This is a genomic window from Paracoccus sp. MA (assembly GCF_020990385.1).
In the GTDB taxonomy this organism is placed as follows: domain Bacteria; phylum Pseudomonadota; class Alphaproteobacteria; order Rhodobacterales; family Rhodobacteraceae; genus Paracoccus.
On record NZ_CP087597.1, the window covers coordinates 59,376 to 80,000 of the forward strand.

The 20,625-nt window shown below is 70.4% G+C and carries 22 protein-coding genes (1 of these 22 cut by a window edge); 13 read left to right on the forward strand and 9 right to left on the reverse strand.

Annotated features, from left to right (window positions below):
• Positions 1–10: 10 nt before the first annotated feature.
• From LOS78_RS00290 to LOS78_RS00310, 5 genes are read left to right on the forward strand one after another with little or no spacing between them, the layout of a single operon-like run.
• Positions 11–781, forward strand: coding sequence for a (Fe-S)-binding protein (locus LOS78_RS00290; protein WP_230376392.1), 771 nt, complete (start codon positions 11–13; stop codon positions 779–781).
• A complete protein-coding gene (locus LOS78_RS00295) occupies positions 778–2,187 on the forward strand; it encodes a LutB/LldF family L-lactate oxidation iron-sulfur protein (RefSeq protein ID WP_230376393.1) in 1,410 nt (469 codons plus the stop codon). Before LOS78_RS00290 ends, LOS78_RS00295 begins: the two co-directional genes overlap by 4 nt.
• Complete coding sequence (locus tag LOS78_RS00300) at positions 2,184–2,828, forward strand: LUD domain-containing protein (protein WP_230376394.1); 645 nt, start codon at positions 2,184–2,186, stop codon at positions 2,826–2,828. Before LOS78_RS00295 ends, LOS78_RS00300 begins: the two co-directional genes overlap by 4 nt.
• Positions 2,829–2,876: 48 nt before the next feature.
• Positions 2,877–3,446 (forward strand): 2'-5' RNA ligase family protein, encoded by a 570-nt coding sequence (locus LOS78_RS00305; RefSeq protein ID WP_230376395.1) that lies wholly within the window; start codon positions 2,877–2,879, stop codon positions 3,444–3,446.
• Between the two features lie 54 nt (positions 3,447–3,500).
• Entirely contained in the window at positions 3,501–4,169 is a 669-nt protein-coding gene (locus tag LOS78_RS00310) for a GntR family transcriptional regulator (protein ID WP_230376396.1), read from the forward strand.
• Here LOS78_RS00310 and LOS78_RS00315 read toward each other — a convergent pair.
• The 8 genes from LOS78_RS00315 to LOS78_RS00350 form a co-directional block, all read right to left on the reverse strand.
• Complete coding sequence (locus tag LOS78_RS00315) at positions 4,166–4,909, reverse strand: methyltransferase domain-containing protein (protein WP_230376397.1); 744 nt, start codon at positions 4,907–4,909, stop codon at positions 4,166–4,168. The genes LOS78_RS00310 and LOS78_RS00315 overlap by 4 nt on opposite strands.
• Positions 4,906–5,511 (reverse strand): pimeloyl-ACP methyl esterase BioG family protein, encoded by a 606-nt coding sequence (locus tag LOS78_RS00320; protein WP_230376398.1) that lies wholly within the window; start codon positions 5,509–5,511, stop codon positions 4,906–4,908. Before LOS78_RS00320 ends, LOS78_RS00315 begins: the two co-directional genes overlap by 4 nt.
• Positions 5,508–6,788 (reverse strand): adenosylmethionine--8-amino-7-oxononanoate transaminase, encoded by a 1,281-nt coding sequence (gene bioA / locus LOS78_RS00325; protein ID WP_230376399.1) that lies wholly within the window; start codon positions 6,786–6,788, stop codon positions 5,508–5,510. Before bioA ends, LOS78_RS00320 begins: the two co-directional genes overlap by 4 nt.
• On the reverse strand, positions 6,788–7,405 hold the full coding sequence (gene bioD / locus LOS78_RS00330) for a dethiobiotin synthase (RefSeq protein ID WP_230376400.1): 618 nt from the start codon (positions 7,403–7,405) through the stop codon (positions 6,788–6,790). The genes bioA and bioD overlap by 1 nt, the downstream gene beginning before the upstream one ends.
• The gene (locus tag LOS78_RS00335) at positions 7,402–8,523 is read right to left on the reverse strand and encodes an aminotransferase class I/II-fold pyridoxal phosphate-dependent enzyme (RefSeq protein WP_230376401.1); all 1,122 of its coding nucleotides are present in this window, start codon (positions 8,521–8,523) and stop codon (positions 7,402–7,404) included. Before LOS78_RS00335 ends, bioD begins: the two co-directional genes overlap by 4 nt.
• A complete protein-coding gene (gene bioB / locus LOS78_RS00340) occupies positions 8,520–9,482 on the reverse strand; it encodes a biotin synthase BioB (protein WP_230376402.1) in 963 nt (320 codons plus the stop codon). The genes LOS78_RS00335 and bioB overlap by 4 nt, the downstream gene beginning before the upstream one ends.
• 139 nt (positions 9,483–9,621) lie before the next feature.
• Positions 9,622–9,879: a PepSY domain-containing protein gene (locus LOS78_RS00345; RefSeq protein WP_230376403.1), complete on the reverse strand. Its 258-nt coding sequence runs from the start codon at positions 9,877–9,879 to the stop codon at positions 9,622–9,624.
• A 92-nt stretch (positions 9,880–9,971) separates the two neighbouring features.
• Positions 9,972–10,646 (reverse strand): hypothetical protein, encoded by a 675-nt coding sequence (locus LOS78_RS00350; RefSeq protein ID WP_028712945.1) that lies wholly within the window; start codon positions 10,644–10,646, stop codon positions 9,972–9,974.
• A gap of 485 nt (positions 10,647–11,131) precedes the next feature.
• Between LOS78_RS00350 and LOS78_RS00355 the strand changes: the two genes are divergently transcribed.
• From LOS78_RS00355 to LOS78_RS00365, 3 genes are all read left to right on the forward strand, one after another.
• Positions 11,132–12,436 (forward strand): AAA family ATPase, encoded by a 1,305-nt coding sequence (locus tag LOS78_RS00355; RefSeq protein WP_028712946.1) that lies wholly within the window; start codon positions 11,132–11,134, stop codon positions 12,434–12,436.
• Positions 12,433–13,536, forward strand: coding sequence for a ParB N-terminal domain-containing protein (locus LOS78_RS00360; RefSeq protein WP_230376404.1), 1,104 nt, complete (start codon positions 12,433–12,435; stop codon positions 13,534–13,536). Before LOS78_RS00355 ends, LOS78_RS00360 begins: the two co-directional genes overlap by 4 nt.
• Before the next feature lie 187 nt (positions 13,537–13,723).
• Complete coding sequence (locus LOS78_RS00365) at positions 13,724–14,665, forward strand: helix-turn-helix domain-containing protein (RefSeq protein ID WP_230376405.1); 942 nt, start codon at positions 13,724–13,726, stop codon at positions 14,663–14,665.
• Here LOS78_RS00365 and LOS78_RS00370 read toward each other — a convergent pair.
• Positions 14,622–15,644: an AraC family transcriptional regulator gene (locus LOS78_RS00370; RefSeq protein WP_230376406.1), complete on the reverse strand. Its 1,023-nt coding sequence runs from the start codon at positions 15,642–15,644 to the stop codon at positions 14,622–14,624. The genes LOS78_RS00365 and LOS78_RS00370 overlap by 44 nt on opposite strands.
• 128 nt (positions 15,645–15,772) lie before the next feature.
• Here LOS78_RS00370 and LOS78_RS00375 point away from each other — a divergent pair, with 128 nt between their 5' ends.
• The 5 genes in view from LOS78_RS00375 to LOS78_RS00395 are tightly spaced (at most 12 nt apart) and all read left to right on the forward strand, a layout consistent with a single transcriptional unit that may run on beyond the window.
• Complete coding sequence (locus LOS78_RS00375; RefSeq protein WP_230376407.1) at positions 15,773–17,437, forward strand: acyl-CoA synthetase; 1,665 nt, start codon at positions 15,773–15,775, stop codon at positions 17,435–17,437.
• A 7-nt stretch (positions 17,438–17,444) separates the two neighbouring features.
• Positions 17,445–18,212: an SDR family NAD(P)-dependent oxidoreductase gene (locus LOS78_RS00380; protein WP_230376408.1), complete on the forward strand. Its 768-nt coding sequence runs from the start codon at positions 17,445–17,447 to the stop codon at positions 18,210–18,212.
• A 12-nt stretch (positions 18,213–18,224) separates the two neighbouring features.
• A complete protein-coding gene (locus LOS78_RS00385; protein ID WP_230376409.1) occupies positions 18,225–19,406 on the forward strand; it encodes an acetyl-CoA C-acyltransferase in 1,182 nt (393 codons plus the stop codon).
• Entirely contained in the window at positions 19,403–20,530 is a 1,128-nt protein-coding gene (locus LOS78_RS00390; protein ID WP_028712953.1) for an acyl-CoA dehydrogenase family protein, read from the forward strand. Before LOS78_RS00385 ends, LOS78_RS00390 begins: the two co-directional genes overlap by 4 nt.
• Positions 20,531–20,539: 9 nt before the next feature.
• A protein-coding gene (locus LOS78_RS00395) for an enoyl-CoA hydratase-related protein (RefSeq protein WP_028712954.1) crosses the window boundary here: on the forward strand, positions 20,540–20,625 show its 5' portion. 685 nt of this gene lie beyond the right edge of the window; 86 of the gene's 771 nt are visible here — the first part of the coding sequence; the start codon lies at positions 20,540–20,542; its stop codon lies off the right edge, out of view.

Consider the following 20,625-nt stretch of genomic DNA (forward strand, 5'->3'; position numbering starts at 1 on the left):
GGGAAAGCCCATGACCGGAGAGCCAAAACCGACGGTCGGTCTGTTCGTGACCTGCCTTGTCGACGCCATCCGCCCGCAGATCGGCTTCGCAACCCTTCAGCTTCTTGAGGAAGCGGGCTGCGTGGTCGAGGTGCCGCAGGCCCAGACCTGCTGCGGCCAGCCGGCGCTGAACAGCGGCGACGACCGCGATGCGGCGCATCTGGCCCGCCAGACCATCGCGGCCTTCGAGGGCTACGACTATGTCGTCCTGCCCTCGGGCTCCTGCGCGGCAACCATGGTGCATGGCTATCCGGACCTTCTGGCGGGCGACCCGGACTGGGCCGCCCGCGCCAGAGCCATGGCCGCGAAAACCCATGAGATCACCAGTTTCCTGGCCGATGTCATGGGCTACGCGCCCGCGGGGCGGAGGCTCAATGCCTCCGCCACCTATCACGACAGCTGCTCGGGCCTGCGCGAGCTTGGCATCGCCGCCCAGCCCCGCGCGCTGCTCAGCCATGTGGAAGGGCTGGAGATGCGCGGCCTGCCCGGCAACGATGTCTGCTGCGGCTTCGGCGGCACCTTCTGCGTGAAATATTCCGACATCTCGAACGCCATCGTCACCGAAAAGGCCGAGGCCATCGAGGAGACCGGCGCCGAGATCCTGCTGGCCGGCGATCTCGGCTGCCTGATGAACATGGCCGGCAAGCTCAACCGCCGCGGCGCAAAGACCCGCTGCTTCCACACCGTCGAGGTTCTGGCCGGCCAGGCGGATGGCCCCGCCATCGGCGAGGAGGCATTATGAGCGCCCTGCCCGATTTCAAGAACCGCGCCAGGGCGGCACTGGCCGACCCGGTGCTGAAGGTCGCCATCGACCGCACTACCGGCAATGCCGAAAGGAAGCGCGCCGCCGCCGTCGCCGCCTTCCCGGAATTCGAAGCCGCCCGCGCCCGCGGCAAGGCGATCAAGGACCATGTCACCGCCCATATCGACCATTACCTGGAACAGTTCGAGCGAAACGCCACCGCCCGCGGCGCCCAGGTCCACTGGGCTGCCGACGATGCCGAGGCCCGCGCCATCGTCACCCGCATCTGCCTGGCCGCCGACGCGAAGCTCGTGACCCGTGCCAAATCCATGCTGGGCGAGGAAATCGGCCTGCCCCACGCCCTTGCCGATGCCGGCATCGAGCGGGTCGAGACCGACCTGGCCGAGCACATCATCCAGCTGGCGGGCGAGGCCCCCTCGCATATCATCTGGCCCGCCATGCACCGCACCCGCGAACAGGTGGCCGAGCTTTTCAAGGCCGGCCACCAGCCGCCGCCCGCCGCCGAGGACCCGGCGACCATGGTGCAAAGCGCCCGCCGGGTGCTGCGTCAGAAATTCCTGTCCGCCGATATCGGCATATCCGGCGCGAATTTCCTGGTCGCCGATACCGGCGCCACCTGCACGGTCACGAACGAGGGCAATGCAGAGCTGACCACCACGCCGCCGCGCATCCATATCGTGACCGCGGGAATCGAGAAGCTGGTGCCCTCGACCGCCCATGCCTTCGCGCTGCTGCGCCTGCTGGTGCGTTCGGCCACCGGCGGCGAGATGACGCAATACACCACCTTCCACGCCGGCCCCAGGCGCCCCGGCGATGCCGACGGCCCCGAGGAGATGCATATCGTCCTGGTCGATAACGGCCGCAGCCGGATGCTGGCGAACGAGTTCCGCGAGATGCTGCGCTGCATCCGCTGCGGCGCCTGCATGAACCATTGCGTGGTCTATCGCCAGATCGGCGGCCATGCCTATGGCGGCACCTATCCCGGCCCGATGGGCTCGGTCCTGACGCCGGTGCTGGACGGGCTGGCGGCGTCCCGCGACCTGCCCAATGCCTGCACCATGAACGGCCGCTGCGCCGAGGTCTGCCCGGTCGGCATCCCGCTGCCCACCCTTCTGCGCGCCTGGCGCCGCCGCAGCTGGCGCGAGGGGCTGGAGCCCGGATCGCTCCGCGCCGGCATCGGGATCTGGGCGCAATTGGCCCGCCGCCCCCGGCTCTATCGCCTCGCCACCCGCATCGGCCTGCCGCTGATGCGGCTGTTCGGCAAGGGCGGCTGGATCGCGCGCCTGCCGCTGGCCGGGGGCTGGACCGCGCATCGCGACCTGCCCCGCCCGGCGGCCCGCAGCTTCATGGACCAATACCGCGCCCGGCAGAAAGGCCGCAAATGACCGCCCGCACCCGCATCCTTTCGGCGATCCGCACGGCCCTCGGCCCCGGCAAGCCGCCGGCGCAGATCGCGGCCGAGGCCGCCGCCCTGCTCGACCCCGCCGACATCGCCCGCCCGCGCCTGGCCGCGCCGAGCCTGCCCGACGCCTTCGCGCAGAAGGCGACCGCGCTCGGCACCAGCATCGACCGCGTGGCCAGCCTGGCCGATGTGCCGCGGGCCATGGCCCGCTATCTCGACGCCCATGGCCTGCCGCCCCGCTTCGCCATGCAGCCCGCGCCGGACCTGGCGGCGCTTGACTGGCAGGGCCTCGCCCCGCATCCGGGCCTCGCCCCGGATGAGCCCGCCGCGCTCGGCCTTGCGCTGCACGGCATCGCAGAAAGCGGCTCGCTGGTCATCCATTCGGGACCGGAAAACCCGATCCTCATGGCCTTCCTGCCGCTGCACCATGTCGTGCTGCTGCGCGAAGCCACGCTCCTGCCCTATCTGGAAGACTACGCCGCCCGCCTCTCGGCCGAGACCGTGCCGCGCAACGCCATCCTCATCACCGGCCCCAGCGGCACCACCGATATCGAGGGCAGCTATGTGCGCGGCGCCCACGGCCCCGGCTTCCTGCATGTGATCCTGATCGCGGAACCGGGCTGACCGCCGCCGCGATCTGGCCTAGCATGGCGGCAGCCATGGGAGGCCGCGATGACCGACGCCCCGCAAACGCAGGAAAGGCCGCAGGACATCCCCCGCGAGCATTTCCTGCTTTTCGTCGCCATCCCGCCGCCCGGGGTGGCGGCGCGGATCGAGGACGCCTGGCGCCTCGCGAACCGCCGCGACCGCTTTCGCCGCGCCACGCTGCACATGACCATCCTGCCGGTGCTGCGCACCCCGCAGCTGGCGCCGGGCATGGCCGAGGCGCTTGGCCGGCCGCTCGACGGGCTCGACTTTCCCGCCTTCGACCTGGTGCTGGACCGGCTGACCACCTTCGGCCCGCCGCGCCGCCGCGACCGGCCGCTGGTGCTGGTCGGCCAGCAGGAAAACCCCGCCCCGGACGCGCTGTGCCAGACGCTCTGGCAGCGCCTCGCTGCCGCCGGGCTGGCCGTCGCCCGCCACCGCGTCACCCCGCATGTGACCCTGGCCTATGGCAAGCCCCTGCCGCCCGAAGGCATCTCCGTGCCGCCGGTGCATTGGCGGGTGGACGAGCTGGTGCTGATCGACAGCCTGCAGGGCCTGGGCCGGCATGTTCCGCTGGCGCGCTGGCGGCTGCCCTGAAACGGCCCCGAAGCCTTATCGACAATCCCCGCCCCCCGGCTTATCCATGCCGCCATGAGCGCAGGATCGGAAGAAACCCTGGCGGTCCGCATCAGCCGCGTGCTGGCCGACCGGATCGTATCGGGCGAGATCGGCCCGGGCGAGCGGCTGCGCCAGGACCATATCGCCGAGGAATTCGGCGCCAGCCACGTCCCGGTGCGCGAGGCCTTCCGCCGGCTGGAAGCCCAGGGCCTGGCGATCAGCGAACCGCGCCGCGGCGTGCGCGTCGCCGCCTTCGACCTGCCCGAGGTCAAGGAGGTGGCCGAGATGCGCGCCGCGCTGGAAGAACTGGCGCTGCGCCACGCCGCGCCGCACCTGACCCCGGCGATCCTGCACGCGGCGGAAGAGGCGACCAAGGCCGGCGACGCCTCGCGCGACGTGCGCAGCTGGGAGGCGGCGAACCGCCGTTTCCACAAGCTGATCCTGACCCCCTGCGCCATGCCGCGCCTGCTCGCCGCCATCGACGACCTGCATGCGGCCAGCGCCCGGTTCCTGTTCGCCGCCTGGCAGTCGAACTGGGAAACGCGCACCGACCACGACCACCGCGCCATCCTCGCCGCGCTGCGCAAGGGCGAGGTAGACCTGGCTTGCGCCACGCTGGCGCGGCATGTGCGCTGGATCGGCCGCCGCCCGGTGCCCGCCAGCGGCGACAAGCTGCGCGACGCCTTCGCCATCCACGGCTAGGGCGTCTTCCGCGCCACCAGCCAGCTTGCGACATAGGTCAGGGCCACGCCTCGCCCCCCGCCCTGCCGCGCCTCGTAACGCGCCATGAAATCGCGCAGCGCGCCGGGCGAGCGGATTTGCCCGGCGCAGGCGTTGACCCCGGTGGCGCGCAGATGCCGCAGCACCTCCAGCGCGCCGGGGAAATGCAGCGCGATGCGCCATTCCCCCGCGCCGCCGACCCGCCAGCCCGCCGGCAGCAGCGCCGCCATCTCGGCCCCGGTCAGATAGGACGGCGCCGCCGCCCGGCTGCCAAGGTCGCGCAACTCGGGAAAATGTCCGGGCGCGAAGCCCGAGAGCGCCAGCCAGCCGCCCGGCGCCACCGCCCGGCACAGCCGGCCGACGACCCGCGCCGGATCGGGAACCCATTGGATCATCGAGGCCGAGGCGGCCAGCTCCACCGCCCCCGGCAGCGCCACCTCGGCGATATCGCCCGGCAGGTGGTCCGCCGCGACCCCCGGCAGTTCCGGCGCCGCCAGATCGTTCAGCCACAGCCGCGCCGGCCGCAACCCCAACAGGTGCCGGGTCAGGTGGCCCGAACCATAACCCGCCTCCAGCACCCTTGCCGGGCAATGCCCCGGCGCGGCGCGGCGATAGGCCGCGAACAGCCGCGCCGCGATCCGCCTTTGCGCCAGCGCCGCCCCGTCATAGGTCGCCATGCCGCGCGCGAAGGACCGCGCCACCCGCCCGGCCAGCGCGTTCATGCCAGCACCTCGGACCAGTCGCGCCATTGCGCAAAGGGATTATGCCCGCAATCCAGCAACTCGACCGGCCCGCCCCGCCAGGCACGGCGCAGGTTCTCCGGCGGAAAGATGCGATCGGCGGCGCCCAGCCAGATGCGGTCGAAGCCGGGGTCCCGCCCGCTGTCCCGGCCCATCACCGCCTCCAGCTCCTCGCGCAGCGCGGCCAGATCGGCGCCGCCCGACGCCATGGGACACCCCGCCCGCCGCGCGAATTGCCGCAGCGAGGCTTCGGACAGATTCTCCGCCGTGGCGCGCACCATATCGCGCGGAATCCCCAGATCGTCGTCGCAAGGCGCCCAAGAACCGCAAACCGCCACCTTGCGGCGAAAGCCCCGCAGGTCCGGCAGGTGGCAGGCCGCCGCCACGCCGAAGGACCAGGCGACCAGGTCCATCGCCGCATAGCCGCCGGGCCAGTCCGGCGGCGTCAGCTCGCGGTAATCCGACAGCACCAGCACATCGGCCGGCCCGGCCAGATGCCGCAGCGGCGCGGACCCGACCGCCCAGCCGGTCAGCACCACGATCAGCTCCTCGGCCCCCGTGCGGCGCAGCCATTCCGCCCTCATCGCCAGCCCGCGATCTCGACCATCACGGCACAGATGCGCGCCACCTCCTCGGGCCGGGCGACAAAGGGCGGCATGCAGTAAAGCAGCCGCCCGAAGGGCCGCAGCCACACCCCGCTCTCGCGGCAGAACCCGTGCACGCGCACCATATCCACCGGCGCCTGCGTCTCGATCACCCCGATGGCGCCCAGCACCCGCACATCGCGCACGCCGGACAACCCGCGCGCCGGGGCAAGGCCGTGGCGCAACCCCTCCTCGATCCCCGCGACCTGCCCCGGCCATGCGCCTTCCGCCAGCAGATCGAGGCTTGCGCAGGCCGCGGCGCAGGCCAGCGGATTGCCCATGAAGGTCGGCCCGTGCATCAGGACCGGCGCCGGCCCCTCCGCAATCGCCTCGGCCACCCGGCTTGACGCGACGGTGGCGGCAAAGCTCATCATGCCGCCGGTCAGCGCCTTGCCGAGGCACAGGATATTCGGCACCACCCCGGCGCGTTCCATGGCGAACAGCGTGCCGGTGCGGCCGAAGCCGGTGGCGATCTCGTCCAGGATCAGCAGCACGCCGTGCCGGTCGCACAGCGCGCGCAGCCCGGCCAGCCAGCGCGGGTGATAGAACCACATGCCGCCCGCGCCCTGCACCACCGGCTCGACGATGAAGCCGGCGATCTCATGCGCCTTCTCGGCAAACAGCGCCTCGACCGCGGCAAGCCCGTTCCGCGCCGGGTCCTCGTCCCATTCCGCGCCGAAGGGAATGGGCGGGCGCGGCACGAAATGCTGCACCTGCAAGGCGGCGCCGAAATGGCGGTGCATCCCGGTCACCGGATCGCAGAGGCTCATCGCCTTCCAAGTATCGCCGTAATAGCCGCCGCGGGCGCTGGCGAAACCCGTCCGCCCCGCCTGCCCCAGCCCAAACTGCGCCTGCACCGCCATCTTCAGCGCCACCTCGACCGCGACCGAGCCGCTGTCGCTGTAAAAGATGCGGTCCAACCCCGCGGGCAGCATCGCGACCAGCCGCCGCGCCAGCCCCACGGCCGGGGCGTGCGTCAGCCCGCCGAACATCACATGCGGCAGGCGGTCCAGCTGCGCCTGCATCGCCCCGACCAGCTTCGGGTGGCGATGCCCATGCGCCGCCGCCCACCATGACGACATGGCGTCGATCATCCGCGCGCCATCGGCCAGTTCCAGCCAGACCCCCTCGGCCGCCGCGACCTCATGCACCGGCCCCGGATCGCGCATCGAGGAATAGGGATGCCACAGGTGCCGCCGGTCGAACGCCGCGTCCATCACAGCACCCCCCGGATCGCCGCCACGTCGATGCCGGCGAAGGCATCGGCCAGCGCCTCCTCCGTCACCCTTTCCAGCACCGGCAGCCGGCCCAGGTCGCGCACCGCGCCGATCTCGCAGATCACCCGGCGGCTGTCCTCGGCCTCCGCGCCGATGAAGGCCACGCCGGCCACCCGGCAGCCGGCGGCGCGCAGGGCCCAAAGCGACAGCAGCGCATGGTTGATGGTGCCAAGCGCGGTGCGGCAGCACAGCACCACCGGCGCCCCCCAGCCCGCGATCACCTGCAGATAAAGCAGGCGCCGGGTCAGCGGCACCATCAGCCCGCCCGCCCCCTCGACCACCAGCGGGGCCACCGCGGGCAAGGCCAGCCGCGCCGGATCGATCTCAACCCCCTCGCGCTCGGCCGCCAGATGCGGCGAGGCGGGCAGGCGCAGCCGATAGACCTCGGGCAGCACCGGACGCCCGGAAAGCCGCGCCACGACCTCGCTGTCGGTCTCCTCCTCCAGACCGGCCTGCACCGGCTTCCAATAACTCGCGCCCAGCGCGCGGGTCAGCCCGGCGCTGAACACGGTCTTGCCGATGCCGGTATCGGTGCCGGCGACCACGACCGCGCTCATGCCGCCGCCCTTTCCAGCGCCGCGATGGTCGCGAACAGCGCCGCGATATCCCCCGCCCCGACATTGCCGGTGACCGAGACCCGCAGCCGCGCCGTCCCCTTCGGCACGGTGGGCGGCCGGATGGCGCGGATGTCGAAGCCCCGCGCCTGCAAATCCGCGGCCATCGCCAGCGCCCGGAAATCCTCGCCGACGAGCACCGGCACGATCTGGCTCTGCGCCGCGATCCCGCAATCCCGCGCCGCCTCGGCTGCCAGCGCCATGCGCGCCCGCGCGCCCTCGACCAGCGCCGGCACCTCCGCCAGCGCCCGCAAGGCCGCCCGCAGCACCGCCGCCGACAAAGGCGAGGGCGCGGTGGCATAGATGAAGGGCCGCGCCTTGTTCACCAGCGTCTCGACCAGCGTCCGGTCGGCGCAGACCAGCGCGCCCGAGCCGCCCAGCCCCTTGCCGCCGGTATGCAGGCTCACCAGCGGGCAGGCCAGTCCATGCGCCAGCCCCCTGCCCTGCGGGCCGAAAACGCCGGTCGCATGCGCCTCGTCCACCACCAGCACCGCGTCCTCGCGCGCCGCCAATGCCGCAAGCGCCTCCAGCGGCGCCAGATCGCCCTCCATCGAATAGACGCTTTCGACCGCGATCCAGACCCGGCCGCGCCCGCCCGAGGCCCGCCAGTCCGCGATCACCCGCGCCGCATCGCCCGCGTCGTTATGGGCAAAGCCGCGGCATTCCGCCCGGCCCAGCCGCATCCCCTCATGCGCGCTGCCATGGACCAGCGCGTCATGCAGCACCAGATCGCCCTGCATCGGCAGCGCCGAAAAGATCGCCTGGTTGGCCTGGAAGCCGCCGCCCATATACAAGGCGGCCTCGGCGCCGAAGAACGCGGCCGCCTCGGCCTCCAGCGCCTCATGCTCGGCATGGTTGCCGCGCAGCAGCCGCGACCCCCCTGCCCCGACCGGCACGCCGCGCGCCAGCGCATCCCGCGCCGCGCCGGCCAGCAGGTCCGACCCCGCCAGCCCAAGATAGTCGTTCGAGGCGAAATCCAGCCCCGCAGCCGGCGCCAGCCGCCGCAGCCGGCCACGCTGCGCCAGCGCCTCCAGCGCCGCCGCGTGCCGAGGGAAGCTCATGCCGCACAGCCCTCGGACGAGGTCTCCAGCACCTCGGCGCGCAACCCGAGCTTGGTGAACAGCACCGCGTCCTTGTCCTCGCCCGGGTTGCCCGCGGTCAGCAGCGTGTCGCCGACAAAGATCGAATTGGCACCGGCAAGGAAGCACATGGCCTGCATCTCGTCGCTCATCTCGGACCGCCCGGCCGAGAGCCGCACATAGGATGCCGGCATCAGGATGCGCGCCGTGGCGATGGTGCGCACCATCTCGATCGGGTCCAGCTTCGGCACATCGGCCAAGGGCGTGCCCGCCATCGGCATCAGCATGTTGATCGGCACCGATTGCGGCGGCACCTCCAGCCCGGCCAGCGTCTCCAGCATGGAAATGCGGTCCTCGGCCGTCTCGCCCATGCCGACGATGCCGCCGGCGCAGACATTGATCCCCGCCGCCTGCACCCGGTCCAGCGTGTCCAGCCGGTCCTGGAAGGTCCGCGTGGTGATGATCTCGGAATAATAGCGTTCCGAAGTGTCGATATTGTGGTTGTAGTAATCCAGCCCCGCATCCTTCAGCCGCAGCGCCTGGTCCGCGTCCAGCATGCCCAGCGTCATGCAGGTCTCCATCCCCAGCGCCTTGACGCCGCGGATCATCGCCAGCACGGCGGGCATGTCGCGTTCCTTGGGCGAGCGCCAGGCGGCGCCCATGCAATAGCGCGTGGCCCCCGCTTCCTTGGCGCGCCTGGCCTCGGCCAGAACCTTCTGCACCTCGACCAGCTTCGAGGCCGACAGTTCCGAGCCGTTGCGCGCCGATTGCGCGCAATAGGCGCAATCCTCGGGACAGCCGCCGGTCTTGATCGACAACAGCTTCGAGCATTGCACCAGATTCGGGTCGAAATGCGCCCGATGGACGGTCTGGGCCTGAAACAGCAGGTCCATCAGCGGCTGGTGATAGATCGCGGCGGCGCGGCGCGCTTGCTGGGGCATGGATACCTCCCTAAGCCTCATGTGGAGATATCTATAAAACCGCCGGGTGCGCTTTGTTAATCCATATATATTATCTATTATTTTTAGAAACGATCACGGGGCCGCGGCGCGCCCCTTCGACCAGAGGTGCGCCGCCTGTTCAATCATCCCGGCCGATTTCCTGAAAACTGACCGGATCGAACAGGACTTCGACCGACAGGCCGGTCTGGTCCTCTCCGCGAACCTCGTAACAGCCTTCCTCCAGTTCGATCTTGCCGACGGTCCAGCCCTTGGCCGTCAGTTCGGCGCGCAACGCAGTGGCCGGGCGGCGCTGATCCTGCGGCACAGTGCAGTGGTCATGGGCGGCGGCCGGGCTCGCCAAGGCCGAAACGGCCAGCATCAAAGTGACAAGGCGCATGATTCCCTCTCCTGCATTTGCGTTCTGCACGACCGTCTTAGCAGGGTCAGGCTTACAGCCCGCTTACAGCGCCGGGCGATTCGCGGCGCGGCTCAGGGACCGATCAGGCGCACCTTGCCGACGCGCCCGTCGCTGCGCTGCACGGCGATGCGCAGCCGCTCCAGCAGATGCGTCTGCACATAGGCGGCGTGAAAGCGGCTGGGGGCGAACAGGGTCAGGCAGGTCTCGGTCCGCTCGGCCTCGATCAGCCCGGCGAACCAGGCGTCGAACAGCGCCGGATCCTCCTCGGCCAGCCGGGCCCGCGCCTCGGCCCACAGCCCCTCCGCCGGCATCGGTTCGGGCCGGTGCAGCGGCACGACATTGCTGGCCGGCTCGGCGCGCTGACCGCCGACGCGCTCGACGAAATCCGGGCCGATATTCGGCCATTCCGCCTTTGTATCCAACAAGATGCGTTCGAGATTCAGCCGCAGCACCGAGACCCGCCCCCGCGCGCCCTGCTGCTTGATCTCGATCCAGCCAAGCGCCCGCAGCTTGGCCATCTCGCGCTTGACGGTGCGCTCGTCGACGCACCACAGCCGGGCGATCTCGCGCTGGCCGATGGTCAGCTCGTCGCGCTGCCAGTTATAGCGGGTGGTGATCAGTGCCATCAGCCGCAGCACCAGGCGCTGGCGATGCTTGTCGCCGGCCAGCCCGTGCGCCATCATCGCCGAGAGCAAATCGTATTTCTTGGCCGCGGCCTCTCGGCCGACGGCACGGATCACCTGCATGTCTGCTCCTGCCCCCGGATGCGTCCGGCTGCCTTTCCTCTGCCCGATGGGCCCTGCCTGCTGGGTCAGGACCCGGATGACGGCGTCGGTCTGGTGCCGTTTGAAACGCTTTTCGCCATCTGTTTCGTATTTGCGTCCTGAAATCCGATTCTGTCAAGCGATTCCCCGCCGGCCCGATTTCCCGGCCCAAATCATCAAAGAAAAAACGGTATCAATGGTATAGCGGGACATCCTGAACGTCCCCCTATCGCGCGGTTTTGTCCCCTATTCCGGCACGCTCCGGGTCGTGGCGTCCCCCATTTCCGGCTTTGCGTCCGGCCGGGTCCGGCCAGGGGGATTCGCCGGGCGATTCGCCGGCGGGGGCCGGGAAATCCGGGATTTTCCGCATCTTGGCACGGTCAATGAAAACGCCTTTTGCCAAAAGTGCAAATCCGGCGTAAAAGCGAAACGGAAGAAAATCTGCGTCCTATAAATACAGGCATCCTATGTACACGCATGAAGACCTCGCCAAGCTGCAGGCGCAATCGCTGAAGATGCAGGGCTGGATCCGGCGCCAGACCTTCAGCCCGGCCAACGAGAAGACCCTGCGCCGCTTTTCCAGCTGGGAGGTCGCCGAGCTGATCTTCCGCATCAACCAGTCCACCTTTCGCGGCAAGCTGGCGGCCGAGCCGAACCTTCCCCTCGGGGAAGTCGAGGAGGACGGCCGCCAGCGCTGGTTCTCGCTCGACGAGATCAACGAGCTGCGCCGCCGCATCCGCATCAACCGCAAGACGCTGATGCCCTGGCGGCCCGAGGGCAAGCGCGCCTTCCGCGCCGCCATCGCCAATTTCAAGGGCGGCGCCGGCAAGTCGACCGTGGCGCTGCACTTCGCCCATGCCGCGGCGCTGGACGGCTATCGGGTGCTGGTGGTGGACTTCGACCCGCAGGCGACGCTGAGCCATTCCATGGGCCTGACCGATGTCGGCGAGGACCATACCGTCTGGGGCATCATGGCCCGCGACCTGGAGCGCGAGACCGACCGCATGAACGCCGCCGCGCGCGGCGCGGAAAGCGGCACCGCCCTGCCCCAGCGCAAGCTGCCGGCCTCGATCCGCGCCATGGGGCTTGGCACGCTGCGCCCGGCCGATTTCATCAAGCCGACCGCCTGGTCCACCATCGACATCGTGCCGAGCTGCGCCAATGCCGCCTTCGTCGAGTTCGCCAGCGCCCAGTATCGGCATCTGAACCCGGAATGGACCTTCTTCGGCGCGGTGTCGCGCTTCCTCGACAGCCTGGCGGACGATGCCTATGACCTGATCCTGTTCGACTGCCCGCCGGCCATCGGCTACCAGTCGATGAATGCCGTCTTTGCCGCCGACATGCTCTATATCCCTTCGGGCCCCGGCTATTGGGAATACGACTCGACCACCAGCTTCATCGGCCAGCTTTCCGAGGCGCTGGAGGACCTGTCGCATGGTTTCGAGAACTTCCCCACGGGGAAGATCAAGCTGCCCAAGGCCTTTGCCGACATCCGCTTCCTGATGACCCGCTTCGAGCCCTCGAACGAATTGCATCAGGCGATGTATGGCGCCTTCCAGCAGGTCTTCGGCAATCACATGGCCCAGCACCCGATCGAGCTGACCCGTGCGGTCGAGCAATCCGGACGCTTCCTGTCCTCGATCTACGAGATCGACTATCGCGAGATGACGCGCGGCACCTGGCGGCGGGCGCGGGCGACCTTCGATCAGGCCTATGAGGAGTTCAAGTCCCATGTCGTCGCCGCCTGGGACAAGCTGGAGGATGAGGCATGACCCGCAAGCGCCGCATGTTCGAGATCGAGATGCCGGATGCCGAGGCGGCGCCGGAAACCTTCCCCGCGGGGAAGGAGGAAAAGGAGCATCGCCGCGGCCCGATGGCCACCGCCATCACCGAGACGGCGGAATCCACCCGCGACCGTGCCCGGCTGGAGGCGCAGATCCGCGCCGAAAACGATGCGCTGGCGCAGGAGCATGTGCGGCTGAAGCGCGCCGGGCTGATCACCGACATGATCCCGCTGGATGCCATCGACACCCGCAAGCTGATCCGCGACCGCGCGCCCGGGCCGGATTACGAGCTGTCGGAACTGGTCGAATCCATCCGCGAGATCGGCTTGTCGAACCCGATCCGGGTCGAGCCGGCGGGCGAGGGCCGCTATGAGCTGATCCAGGGCTGGCGCCGGCTGTCGGCCTATCGCCAGCTGCTGGAAGAGACCGGCGATGCCGAGAAATGGGGCCGGATTCCGGCCGGCATCGCGGCCCGCGGCGACGAGCTGGAGAGCCTTTACCGGCGCATGGTCGACGAGAACATGGTGCGCAAGGACATCTCATTCGCCGAGATGGCGCAGCTGGCGCTGCATTACGCCATGGACCCGATGACCGAGGAGCACGACCCGGAAAAGGCGGTGGCGATCCTGTTCAAGTCGGCCGGCTACCAGAAGCGCAGCTATATCCGCAGCTTCATCCGGGTGATCGAGGCGCTTGGCGAGTCGCTGATGTATGCGCCGGAAATCCCGCGCGCGCTGGGGCTGGCGCTGGCGCAGCGGCTGGACGAGGTGCCGGGCATGGCGGCGGCGATCCGGGCCGAGCTGAAGGATTGGGACACGCGCTCGATCCGCGACGAGCTGGACATCCTGCGGCGCTATGCGGGGCAGGGGGGCGATGGCGAGGCGGGCCCGGCCGCACCGCGCAGCCGGGCGCCGTCGGTGCCGGCCGGCAAGGCCCGCGTCAGCTTCCAGATCCAGCAGCCGCATGGCAGCGCGAAATGCACCGCCTCGAACGGCCGGCTGGAGATCCGCCTGCCGCGCGACTTCTCGGCTGTGGACCGGCGCAAGCTGGAGGCGGCGGTGCGCGCCATGCTGGAGAGCCTGGACTGATCTTCCCCGCGGGGAAGATCCTGCCCCCGAGGGCGCGGGTTTCCGGGCCGGAAAAGGGGGTGCGGCGGGGGGCTGGAAAGCCCCCTTCCAGTGATCCGCAAAATGGGGATATTCTGCGGATAAGATTGCTTGCAGGTCGGGAAACATGCCATCCGCTTCGGACATGGAATATCACGGAACACGGGGGGTGCGCCAGCTTTTTGATGCGGGTGCGTGGCTTTCCGCCCAGGCCGGGCTGGCCGCCGATTTGGCGCGCGCGGCCTTCGCGCTGGGGCGGCTGGAGGGCGCGCTGGCGGCGCTGGAGCCCGAGGCGCGGGCCGGCGCCAACCGGCGGCTGGCGCTGGTCGAGGTCGAGGCGATGCTTTGGGCCCAGGGCACGCCCCTGCGCCGCGAGGAGATCGGCCGCGACCTGATGGAGGCGCGGGCCGGCGCCGATCTGGAGGCGATGCGGCTGGCGCGCTGGGGCATCCGGCGGCTGGAGGGGCAGGGCGATCCGCGCGACCTGCGCGGCTTTCTGGGCCTGCACCGGGCCGAGGTCTCGGGCCTGGACGACCTGCTGGCGCTGCGGCCGACGGGGCAGGATTTCGACGCCGCCGTCGGCGAGTTCCGCGAGCTTGCGGCGCAGGTCTCGGGGCTGGAGCCGCTGGCGCGGGCCCCGGCGCTACGGGTGCTGTGGCGGCTTTGCGGGCTGTCGGCGCCCGAGCTGCTGGCCGAGCCCGCCACCTGGACGGCGCGCGACATGGCCGCGGGCTGCGAGGCGCTGCGCTTCGTGCCGCTGGGCCGGCATGGCCGCGCCGTCTGGGTCGATGCCGGCACGCCCGCCGAGCGCATGGCGGGGCATCTGGCGGCGGTGACGGCCGGCATCGCCGATGCGCGGCACGAGCTGGCGCGGGTGGCGGAGTGGCAGGCCCGGGCGCTGGCGGCGGTGGCGCGCATCAAGGGCGACAATCCGGGCCGGGTGGTCCGGGCGCTGGCCGCGCATCCGCTGCTGAGCGCGGCGATGCTGGAGGAAAGCGCCGGCATCAGCCGCGACACCGCCGAGCGGCTGCTGGCGCGGATGCGCGACCTGGGGCTGGCGCGCGAGATCACCGGCGGGCGGCGGTTCCGGCTGTGGGTGCTGGCGGGCTGAGCGCGTCGCGGCGGAAGGCGGCGGGCGTGGTGCCGGCGAGCTTGAGGAAGGCGCGGTGGAAGGCGCTGGGTTCGCCATAGCCGAGCCGGGCGGCGATCTCGGCCACGCTGAGCGCGGTTTCGCGCAGAAGCTGGCGGGCGCGCATCAGGCGGATCTCGGCGCGGATGGCGGCGAAGCCCTGGCCCTCGGCCCGCAGGCGACGGCGCAGGGTGGCGGGGGCCAGGCGCAGCTCGGCGGCGAGGCGGTCGAAATCGGGCCAGTCCTCGGGCGGGGCGGCGCGCAGCCGGGCGCGGATCCGCGCCGACAGCCCCTGGTCGTGGCGATAGCGCAGCAGGATATTGGCGGGGGCGCCGCGCAGGAAGGTTTCCAGCGCCTTTTCGCTGCGGATGGTCGGCAGGGACAGGTAGCTGGCGGCAAAGGTCAGGCGGCTGGCGGGCTGGCCGAAATGCACCGGGGCGCCGAAGAACTGGTGGTAGTCGCGGCGGTTTTCCGGTGCGGGGCAGGCGAAATCGACCTGCATCAGCGGGATGCGGCGGCCGATCAGCCAGCACATCACCCCCAGCAGGATCAGCCAATAGGTGCGATAGGCGAAGGCGCGGCGCGGCGGGCCGGCGTCGCCCAGCACGATCTCGGCCTGGCCGTCGCGCAGGCGCAGCGTGCCGGTCGGGTCGTCGAGGGTGACGGACAGGAACAGCAGCGCCCGGCGCAGCGCGCGCTCCAGCGTGCCGGCATGCAGGACCGCATGGCAGAGCAGCTGGAAGCTGCCGGGGCGCATGGGGCGGGCGGCCTCGTCGAAGAACTCGTCGCGGATCCGCTCGGCGATGGCGAGCCAGAGCCTGCCGTATTGCAGGTTCGAGACCGGCTCGCCCAAGGCCGCGATGCCGGCATGGGCCAAGAGCGGCGCCGGGTCGATGCCGCGGCGGTGCAGGCAGTCCAGCGCGTCCTCGACGAAGCCGGGGGAGATGGTGCGGCGTTCCATGGCGGCCGTATTGCAAAACCGATCAGATATTCTGGCCGCGAATGTCATTGTTTGCAATGCATCCGGCGCTAAGCTGCCGCCGAACTCGAGGAGCCCGCGGGAATGCGGGAGAGTTGAGGAGGAAAGACATGTCTGCGACGACCCTGTCCCGGTCGCGGCCCGGCTATGAGCAGGCCGTGGCGCAATTCCGCATCGAGGACGCCATCGCCGGGCTGCGCGGCGACCTGGAGACCGGGCTGAACGCCTGCGTCGAATGCTGCGACCGCCATTGCGGCGCGGATCGGGTGGCGCTGCGCTGCCTCTCGGCCGACGAGGCGCTGACGGAATACACATTCGAGGATCTGCGCGCGCTGTCGGCGCGGGCGGCGAACCTGATGCGCGACAAGGGCGTCCGGCCGGGCGACGTGGTGGCCGGGCTGCTGCCGCGCACCGTCGAGCTGGTCGCGACGGTGCTGGGCGCCTGGCGGCTGGGCGCGGTCTATCAGCCGCTGTTCACCGCCTTCGGTCCCAAGGCCATCGAGCACCGGCTGAAGACCAGCGGCGCCAAGCTGGTGGTGACGAATGCCGCGCAGCGGCCCAAGCTGGACGAGGTCGAGGATTGCCCGCTGGTCGCCACCCTGCGCGGCGAGGCGCCGCTGGCGCCGGGCGACGTGGATTTCCGCGAGGCGCTGGCCATGGCCTCGGACGCATTCGAGCCGGTGATGCGGCGCGGCGAGGACCTGTTCATGATGATGTCAACCTCGGGCACTACCGGGCTGCCCAAGGGGGTGCCGGTGCCGCTGCGGGCGCTGCTGGCCTTCGGCGCCTATATGCGCGACGCCATCGACCTGCGCGAGACGGACGTGTTCTGGAACATCGCCGATCCGGGCTGGGCCTATGGGCTTTACTACGCGCTGACCGGGCCCTTGCTGCTGGGCCAGCCGACGATCTTCTACGAGGGCGGCTTTACCGCCGAGAGCACCTATCGCATCATCGGGCGCATGGGGGTGACGAGCCTTGCCGGCTCGCCCACCGCCTACCGGCTGCTGATCGCGGCGGGGCCGGAGGCGGCCGCGGCGGTCAAGGGGCAGCTGCGGGTGGTCAGTTCCGCCGGCGAGCCCCTGAACCCCGAGATCATCCGCTGGTTCGGCGAGCATCTTTCGGTGCCGATCCACGACCATTATGGCCAGACCGAGATGGGCATGTGCGTGAACAACCATCACGGGCTGGAGCATCCGGTGCGTCCGGGCTCGGCGGGCCTGGCCATGCCGGGCTATCGCGTGGTGGTGCTGGACGATGCGGGCTGCGAATTGGGGCCGAACCAGCCGGGCGTGCTGGCCATCGACATGAAGCGTTCGCCGCTGATGTGGTTCTCGGGCTATCTGAACCAGGCGACGCCGGCCCTGGCGGGGGGCTATTACCGCACCGGCGACAGCGTGGAGTTCGAGCCGGACGGGTCGATCAGCTTCATCGGCCGGTCGGACGACGTCATCACCTCCTCGGGCTATCGCATCGGGCCCTTCGACGTGGAAAGCGCGCTGATCGAGCATCCCGCTGTGGTCGAGGCGGCGGTGGTCGGCGTGCCCGACCCCGAGCGGACCGAGATCGTGAAAGCCTTCGTCGTGCTGGCCAAGGGGGCCGAGGGGACCGAGGCGCTGCGCGAGGAACTGGCGCAGCATGTCAAGAAACGCTTGTCGGCCCATGCCTATCCCCGGATGATCGATTTCGTCGCCGACCTGCCCAAGACGCCGAGCGGCAAGATCCAGCGTTTCATCCTGCGCAAGGCGGAAGTCGAGAAACTGGCCCGGGAGTAAGGACATCATGCAGATCGAGAACAGGGTTTTTCTGGTCACCGGCGCCGGCTCCGGCCTTGGCGCGGCGGTGGCGCGCATGGCGGTGGGCGCCGGCGCGCGGGCGGTGCTGCTGGACGTCAATGCCGATTCCGGCGCGGCCATGGCAGCGGAACTGGGCGCGGCGGCGCGTTTCGTCAGGACCGACGTGACCAGCGGCCCGGAGGGCGAGGCGGCGGTGGCCGCGGCGCTGGAGGCCTTCGGCCGGATCGACGTGGCGGTGAACTGCGCCGGCGTGGCGCCGGGCGAGAAGATCGTCGGGCGCGAGGGGCCGCACGGGCTGGAGAGTTTCGCCCGCGCCATCCAGATCAACCTGGTCGGCACCTTCAACATGCTGCGGCTGGCCGCCGATGCCATGGCGAAGAACGCGCCGGGCGAGGGCGGCGAGCGCGGGGTGATCGTCAACACCGCCTCGATCGCGGCCTATGACGGGCAGATCGGGCAGGCGGCCTATGCGGCCTCGAAGGGCGGTGTTGCGGCGCTGACCCTGCCGGCGGCGCGGGAACTGGCGCGGCACGGCATCAGGGTGGTGACCATCGCGCCGGGCATCTTTGCCACGCCGATGATGGCCGGGCTGCCGCAGGAGGTGCAGGACAGCCTGGGCGCCAATGTGCCTTTCCCGCCGCGGCTGGGCAATCCGGCGGAATATGCGGCGCTGGTGCGCCATATCGTCGAAAACCAGATGCTGAACGGCGAGGTCATCCGGCTGGACGGCGCGCTGCGCATGGCACCGAAATAAGGGGGGTTCATCATGGATAGCGATCCGATTGTCATCGCGGGCGCGGCCCGCACGCCGATGGGCGGCTTTCAGGGCGATTTCGCCGGGGTCGAGGCCGCCGCGCTGGGCGCGACCGCGATCAAGGCGGCGCTGGGCGGGCTGGACCCGCAGGCGGTGGACGAGATCATCATGGGCTGCGTGCTGCCCGCCGGCCAGGGCCAGGCCCCGGCGCGGCAGGCGGCGCTGGGCGCGGGCCTGCCGCTGGGCGCCGGCGCCACGACCGTCAACAAGATGTGCGGATCGGGCATGAAGGCGGCGATGCTGGGCCATGACCTGATTGTCGCCGGCTCCGCCGAGGTGGTGGTGGCGGGCGGCATGGAGAGCATGTCGAACGCGCCCTATCTGCTGCCCAAAGCGCGCGGCGGCTATCGCATGGGCCATGGCCAGGTGATGGACCACATGTTCCTGGACGGGCTGGAGGATGCCTATGACAAGGGCCGGCTGATGGGCACCTTCGCCGAGGATTGCGCGGAAGCCTATCAGTTCACCCGCGAGGCGCAGGACGAATTCGCGATTTCCTCTCTGACCCGGGCGCAGAAGGCGATTGCCGCCGGGCATTTCGCGGGCGAGATCGCGCCGGTGACGGTCAGGGGCCGCGGCGGCGAGACGGTCGTGGATACCGACGAGCAGCCGGGCAAGGCGCGGCTGGACAAGATCCCGACGCTGAAGCCCGCCTTCCGGCCGGGGGGCACGGTGACGGCGGCGAATTCCTCGTCGATCTCGGACGGGGCGGCGGCGCTGGTCTTGATGCGGGCCTCCGAGGCCGAGCGGCGCGGGCTGACTCCGCGGGCGCGGATCCTTGGGCACGCGACCTTCGCCGACAAGCCCAGCCTGTTTCCGACCGCGCCCATCGGCTCGGTCCGGCGCTTGCTGGAGCGGACCGGGACGGCGCTTTCGGATTACGACCTCTTCGAGGTGAACGAGGCTTTCGCGGTGGTCGCCATGGCGGCGATGCGCGATCTTGGCCTGTCGCATGAGGTGGTCAACGTGCATGGCGGCGCCTGCGCGCTGGGCCATCCCATCGGCGCATCCGGCGCGCGGGTGCTGGTGACGCTGCTGGCGGCGCTGGAGACGCATGGCGGCAAGCGCGGCATCGCGTCCCTGTGCATCGGCGGCGGCGAGGCGACGGCGGTGGCCATCGAGAGGATGCCATGATGCTGACCGAGGAACAGGAACAGATCCGCGACGCTGCCCGCGACTTTGCGCGCGAACGGCTGGCGCCGGGGGCGGCGCAGCGCGACCGCGAGCATGCCTTTCCGCGCGCCGAGCTGACCGAGATGGGCGAACTGGGCTTTCTGGGCATGCTGGTGCCCGAGGAACATGGCGGGTCCGAGACCGGCGCGGTCGCCTATGCGCTGGCGCTGGAGGAGATCGCGGCGGCGGACGGGGCATGCTCGACCATCATGTCGGTGCACAGCTCGGTCGGCTGCGTGCCGATCCTGCGCTTCGGCACCGACGAACAGAAGGCGCGCTTCCTGCCGAAGATGGCCAGCGGCGAGTGGATCGGCGGTTTCGCGCTGACCGAGCCGCATGCCGGCTCGGACGCTTCGAACCTGCGCACCAAGGCGCGGCGCGAGGGCGACCATTACGTCATCGACGGGGCCAAGCAGTTCATCACCTCGGGCAAGAACGGCAAGGTGGTGATCGTCTTTGCGGTGACGGATGCGGCGGCCGGCAAGAAGGGGATTTCCGCCTTCATCGTGCCGACGGATACGCCGGGCTACGAGGTGGTCTCGGTCGAGCACAAGCTGGGGCAGCACAGCTCGGACACCTGCGCGCTGGCCTTTACCGGCATGCGCGTGCCGGTCGAGAACCGGCTGGGGGCGGAGGGCGAGGGCTACAAGATCGCGCTGTCGAACCTGGAGGGCGGGCGCATCGGCATCGCCGCGCAGGCGGTCGGCATGGCGCGCGGCGCCTATGAGGCGGCCCTGGCCTATGCGCGGGAACGCATCACCTTTGGCCGGCCGATCATCGAGCATCAGGCGGTGGCCTTCAAGCTCGCCGACATGGCGACGCAGATCGACGCGGCGCGGCTGATGGTGCTGCGCGCCGCCATGCTGCGCGAGGCCGGCAAGCCCTGCCTGACCGAGGCCAGCATGGCCAAGCTTTTCGCCTCGGAAATGGCGGAAAGGGTCTGTTCGGCGGCGATCCAGCTGCATGGCGGCTATGGCTACCTGGCCGATTACCCGGTCGAGCGCATCTATCGCGACGTGCGCGTCTGTCAGATCTATGAGGGCACGAGCGAGGTGCAGCGCCTCGTCATCGCCCGCAACCTGTGAGGGGGGAGCATGGCTGAACTGATCGAGATCACGCGGGAGGGCCGGGTGGCGCTGATCCGGCTGAACCGGCCCGAGGCGCTGAACGCACTGGACTC

What these genes read in the sequence shown, in the direction of transcription:
- LOS78_RS00350 (WP_028712945.1), bottom strand. Translation starts at nt 10,646, where the DNA reads ATGCAGGTGATCCGTGCCGTCGGCCGAGAGGCCGCGGCCAAGAAATAC.
- LOS78_RS00355 (WP_028712946.1), top strand. Translation starts at nt 11,132, where the DNA reads ATGTACACGCATGAAGACCTCGCCAAGCTGCAGGCGCAATCGCTGAAG.
- LOS78_RS00305 (WP_230376395.1), top strand. Translation starts at nt 2,877, where the DNA reads ATGACCGACGCCCCGCAAACGCAGGAAAGGCCGCAGGACATCCCCCGC.
- LOS78_RS00315 (WP_230376397.1), bottom strand. Translation starts at nt 4,909, where the DNA reads ATGAACGCGCTGGCCGGGCGGGTGGCGCGGTCCTTCGCGCGCGGCATG.
- LOS78_RS00360 (WP_230376404.1), top strand. Translation starts at nt 12,433, where the DNA reads ATGACCCGCAAGCGCCGCATGTTCGAGATCGAGATGCCGGATGCCGAG.
- LOS78_RS00375 (WP_230376407.1), top strand. Translation starts at nt 15,773, where the DNA reads ATGTCTGCGACGACCCTGTCCCGGTCGCGGCCCGGCTATGAGCAGGCC.
- LOS78_RS00300 (WP_230376394.1), top strand. Translation starts at nt 2,184, where the DNA reads ATGACCGCCCGCACCCGCATCCTTTCGGCGATCCGCACGGCCCTCGGC.
- LOS78_RS00380 (WP_230376408.1), top strand. Translation starts at nt 17,445, where the DNA reads ATGCAGATCGAGAACAGGGTTTTTCTGGTCACCGGCGCCGGCTCCGGC.
- LOS78_RS00335 (WP_230376401.1), bottom strand. Translation starts at nt 8,523, where the DNA reads ATGAGCTTCCCTCGGCACGCGGCGGCGCTGGAGGCGCTGGCGCAGCGT.
- LOS78_RS00290 (WP_230376392.1), top strand. Translation starts at nt 11, where the DNA reads ATGACCGGAGAGCCAAAACCGACGGTCGGTCTGTTCGTGACCTGCCTT.
- bioB (WP_230376402.1), bottom strand. Translation starts at nt 9,482, where the DNA reads ATGCCCCAGCAAGCGCGCCGCGCCGCCGCGATCTATCACCAGCCGCTG.
- LOS78_RS00310 (WP_230376396.1), top strand. Translation starts at nt 3,501, where the DNA reads ATGAGCGCAGGATCGGAAGAAACCCTGGCGGTCCGCATCAGCCGCGTG.
- bioD (WP_230376400.1), bottom strand. Translation starts at nt 7,405, where the DNA reads ATGAGCGCGGTCGTGGTCGCCGGCACCGATACCGGCATCGGCAAGACC.
- LOS78_RS00390 (WP_028712953.1), top strand. Translation starts at nt 19,403, where the DNA reads ATGATGCTGACCGAGGAACAGGAACAGATCCGCGACGCTGCCCGCGAC.
- LOS78_RS00370 (WP_230376406.1), bottom strand. Translation starts at nt 15,644, where the DNA reads ATGGAACGCCGCACCATCTCCCCCGGCTTCGTCGAGGACGCGCTGGAC.
- LOS78_RS00385 (WP_230376409.1), top strand. Translation starts at nt 18,225, where the DNA reads ATGGATAGCGATCCGATTGTCATCGCGGGCGCGGCCCGCACGCCGATG.
- LOS78_RS00295 (WP_230376393.1), top strand. Translation starts at nt 778, where the DNA reads ATGAGCGCCCTGCCCGATTTCAAGAACCGCGCCAGGGCGGCACTGGCC.
- LOS78_RS00345 (WP_230376403.1), bottom strand. Translation starts at nt 9,879, where the DNA reads ATGCGCCTTGTCACTTTGATGCTGGCCGTTTCGGCCTTGGCGAGCCCG.
- LOS78_RS00320 (WP_230376398.1), bottom strand. Translation starts at nt 5,511, where the DNA reads ATGAGGGCGGAATGGCTGCGCCGCACGGGGGCCGAGGAGCTGATCGTG.
- bioA (WP_230376399.1), bottom strand. Translation starts at nt 6,788, where the DNA reads ATGGACGCGGCGTTCGACCGGCGGCACCTGTGGCATCCCTATTCCTCG.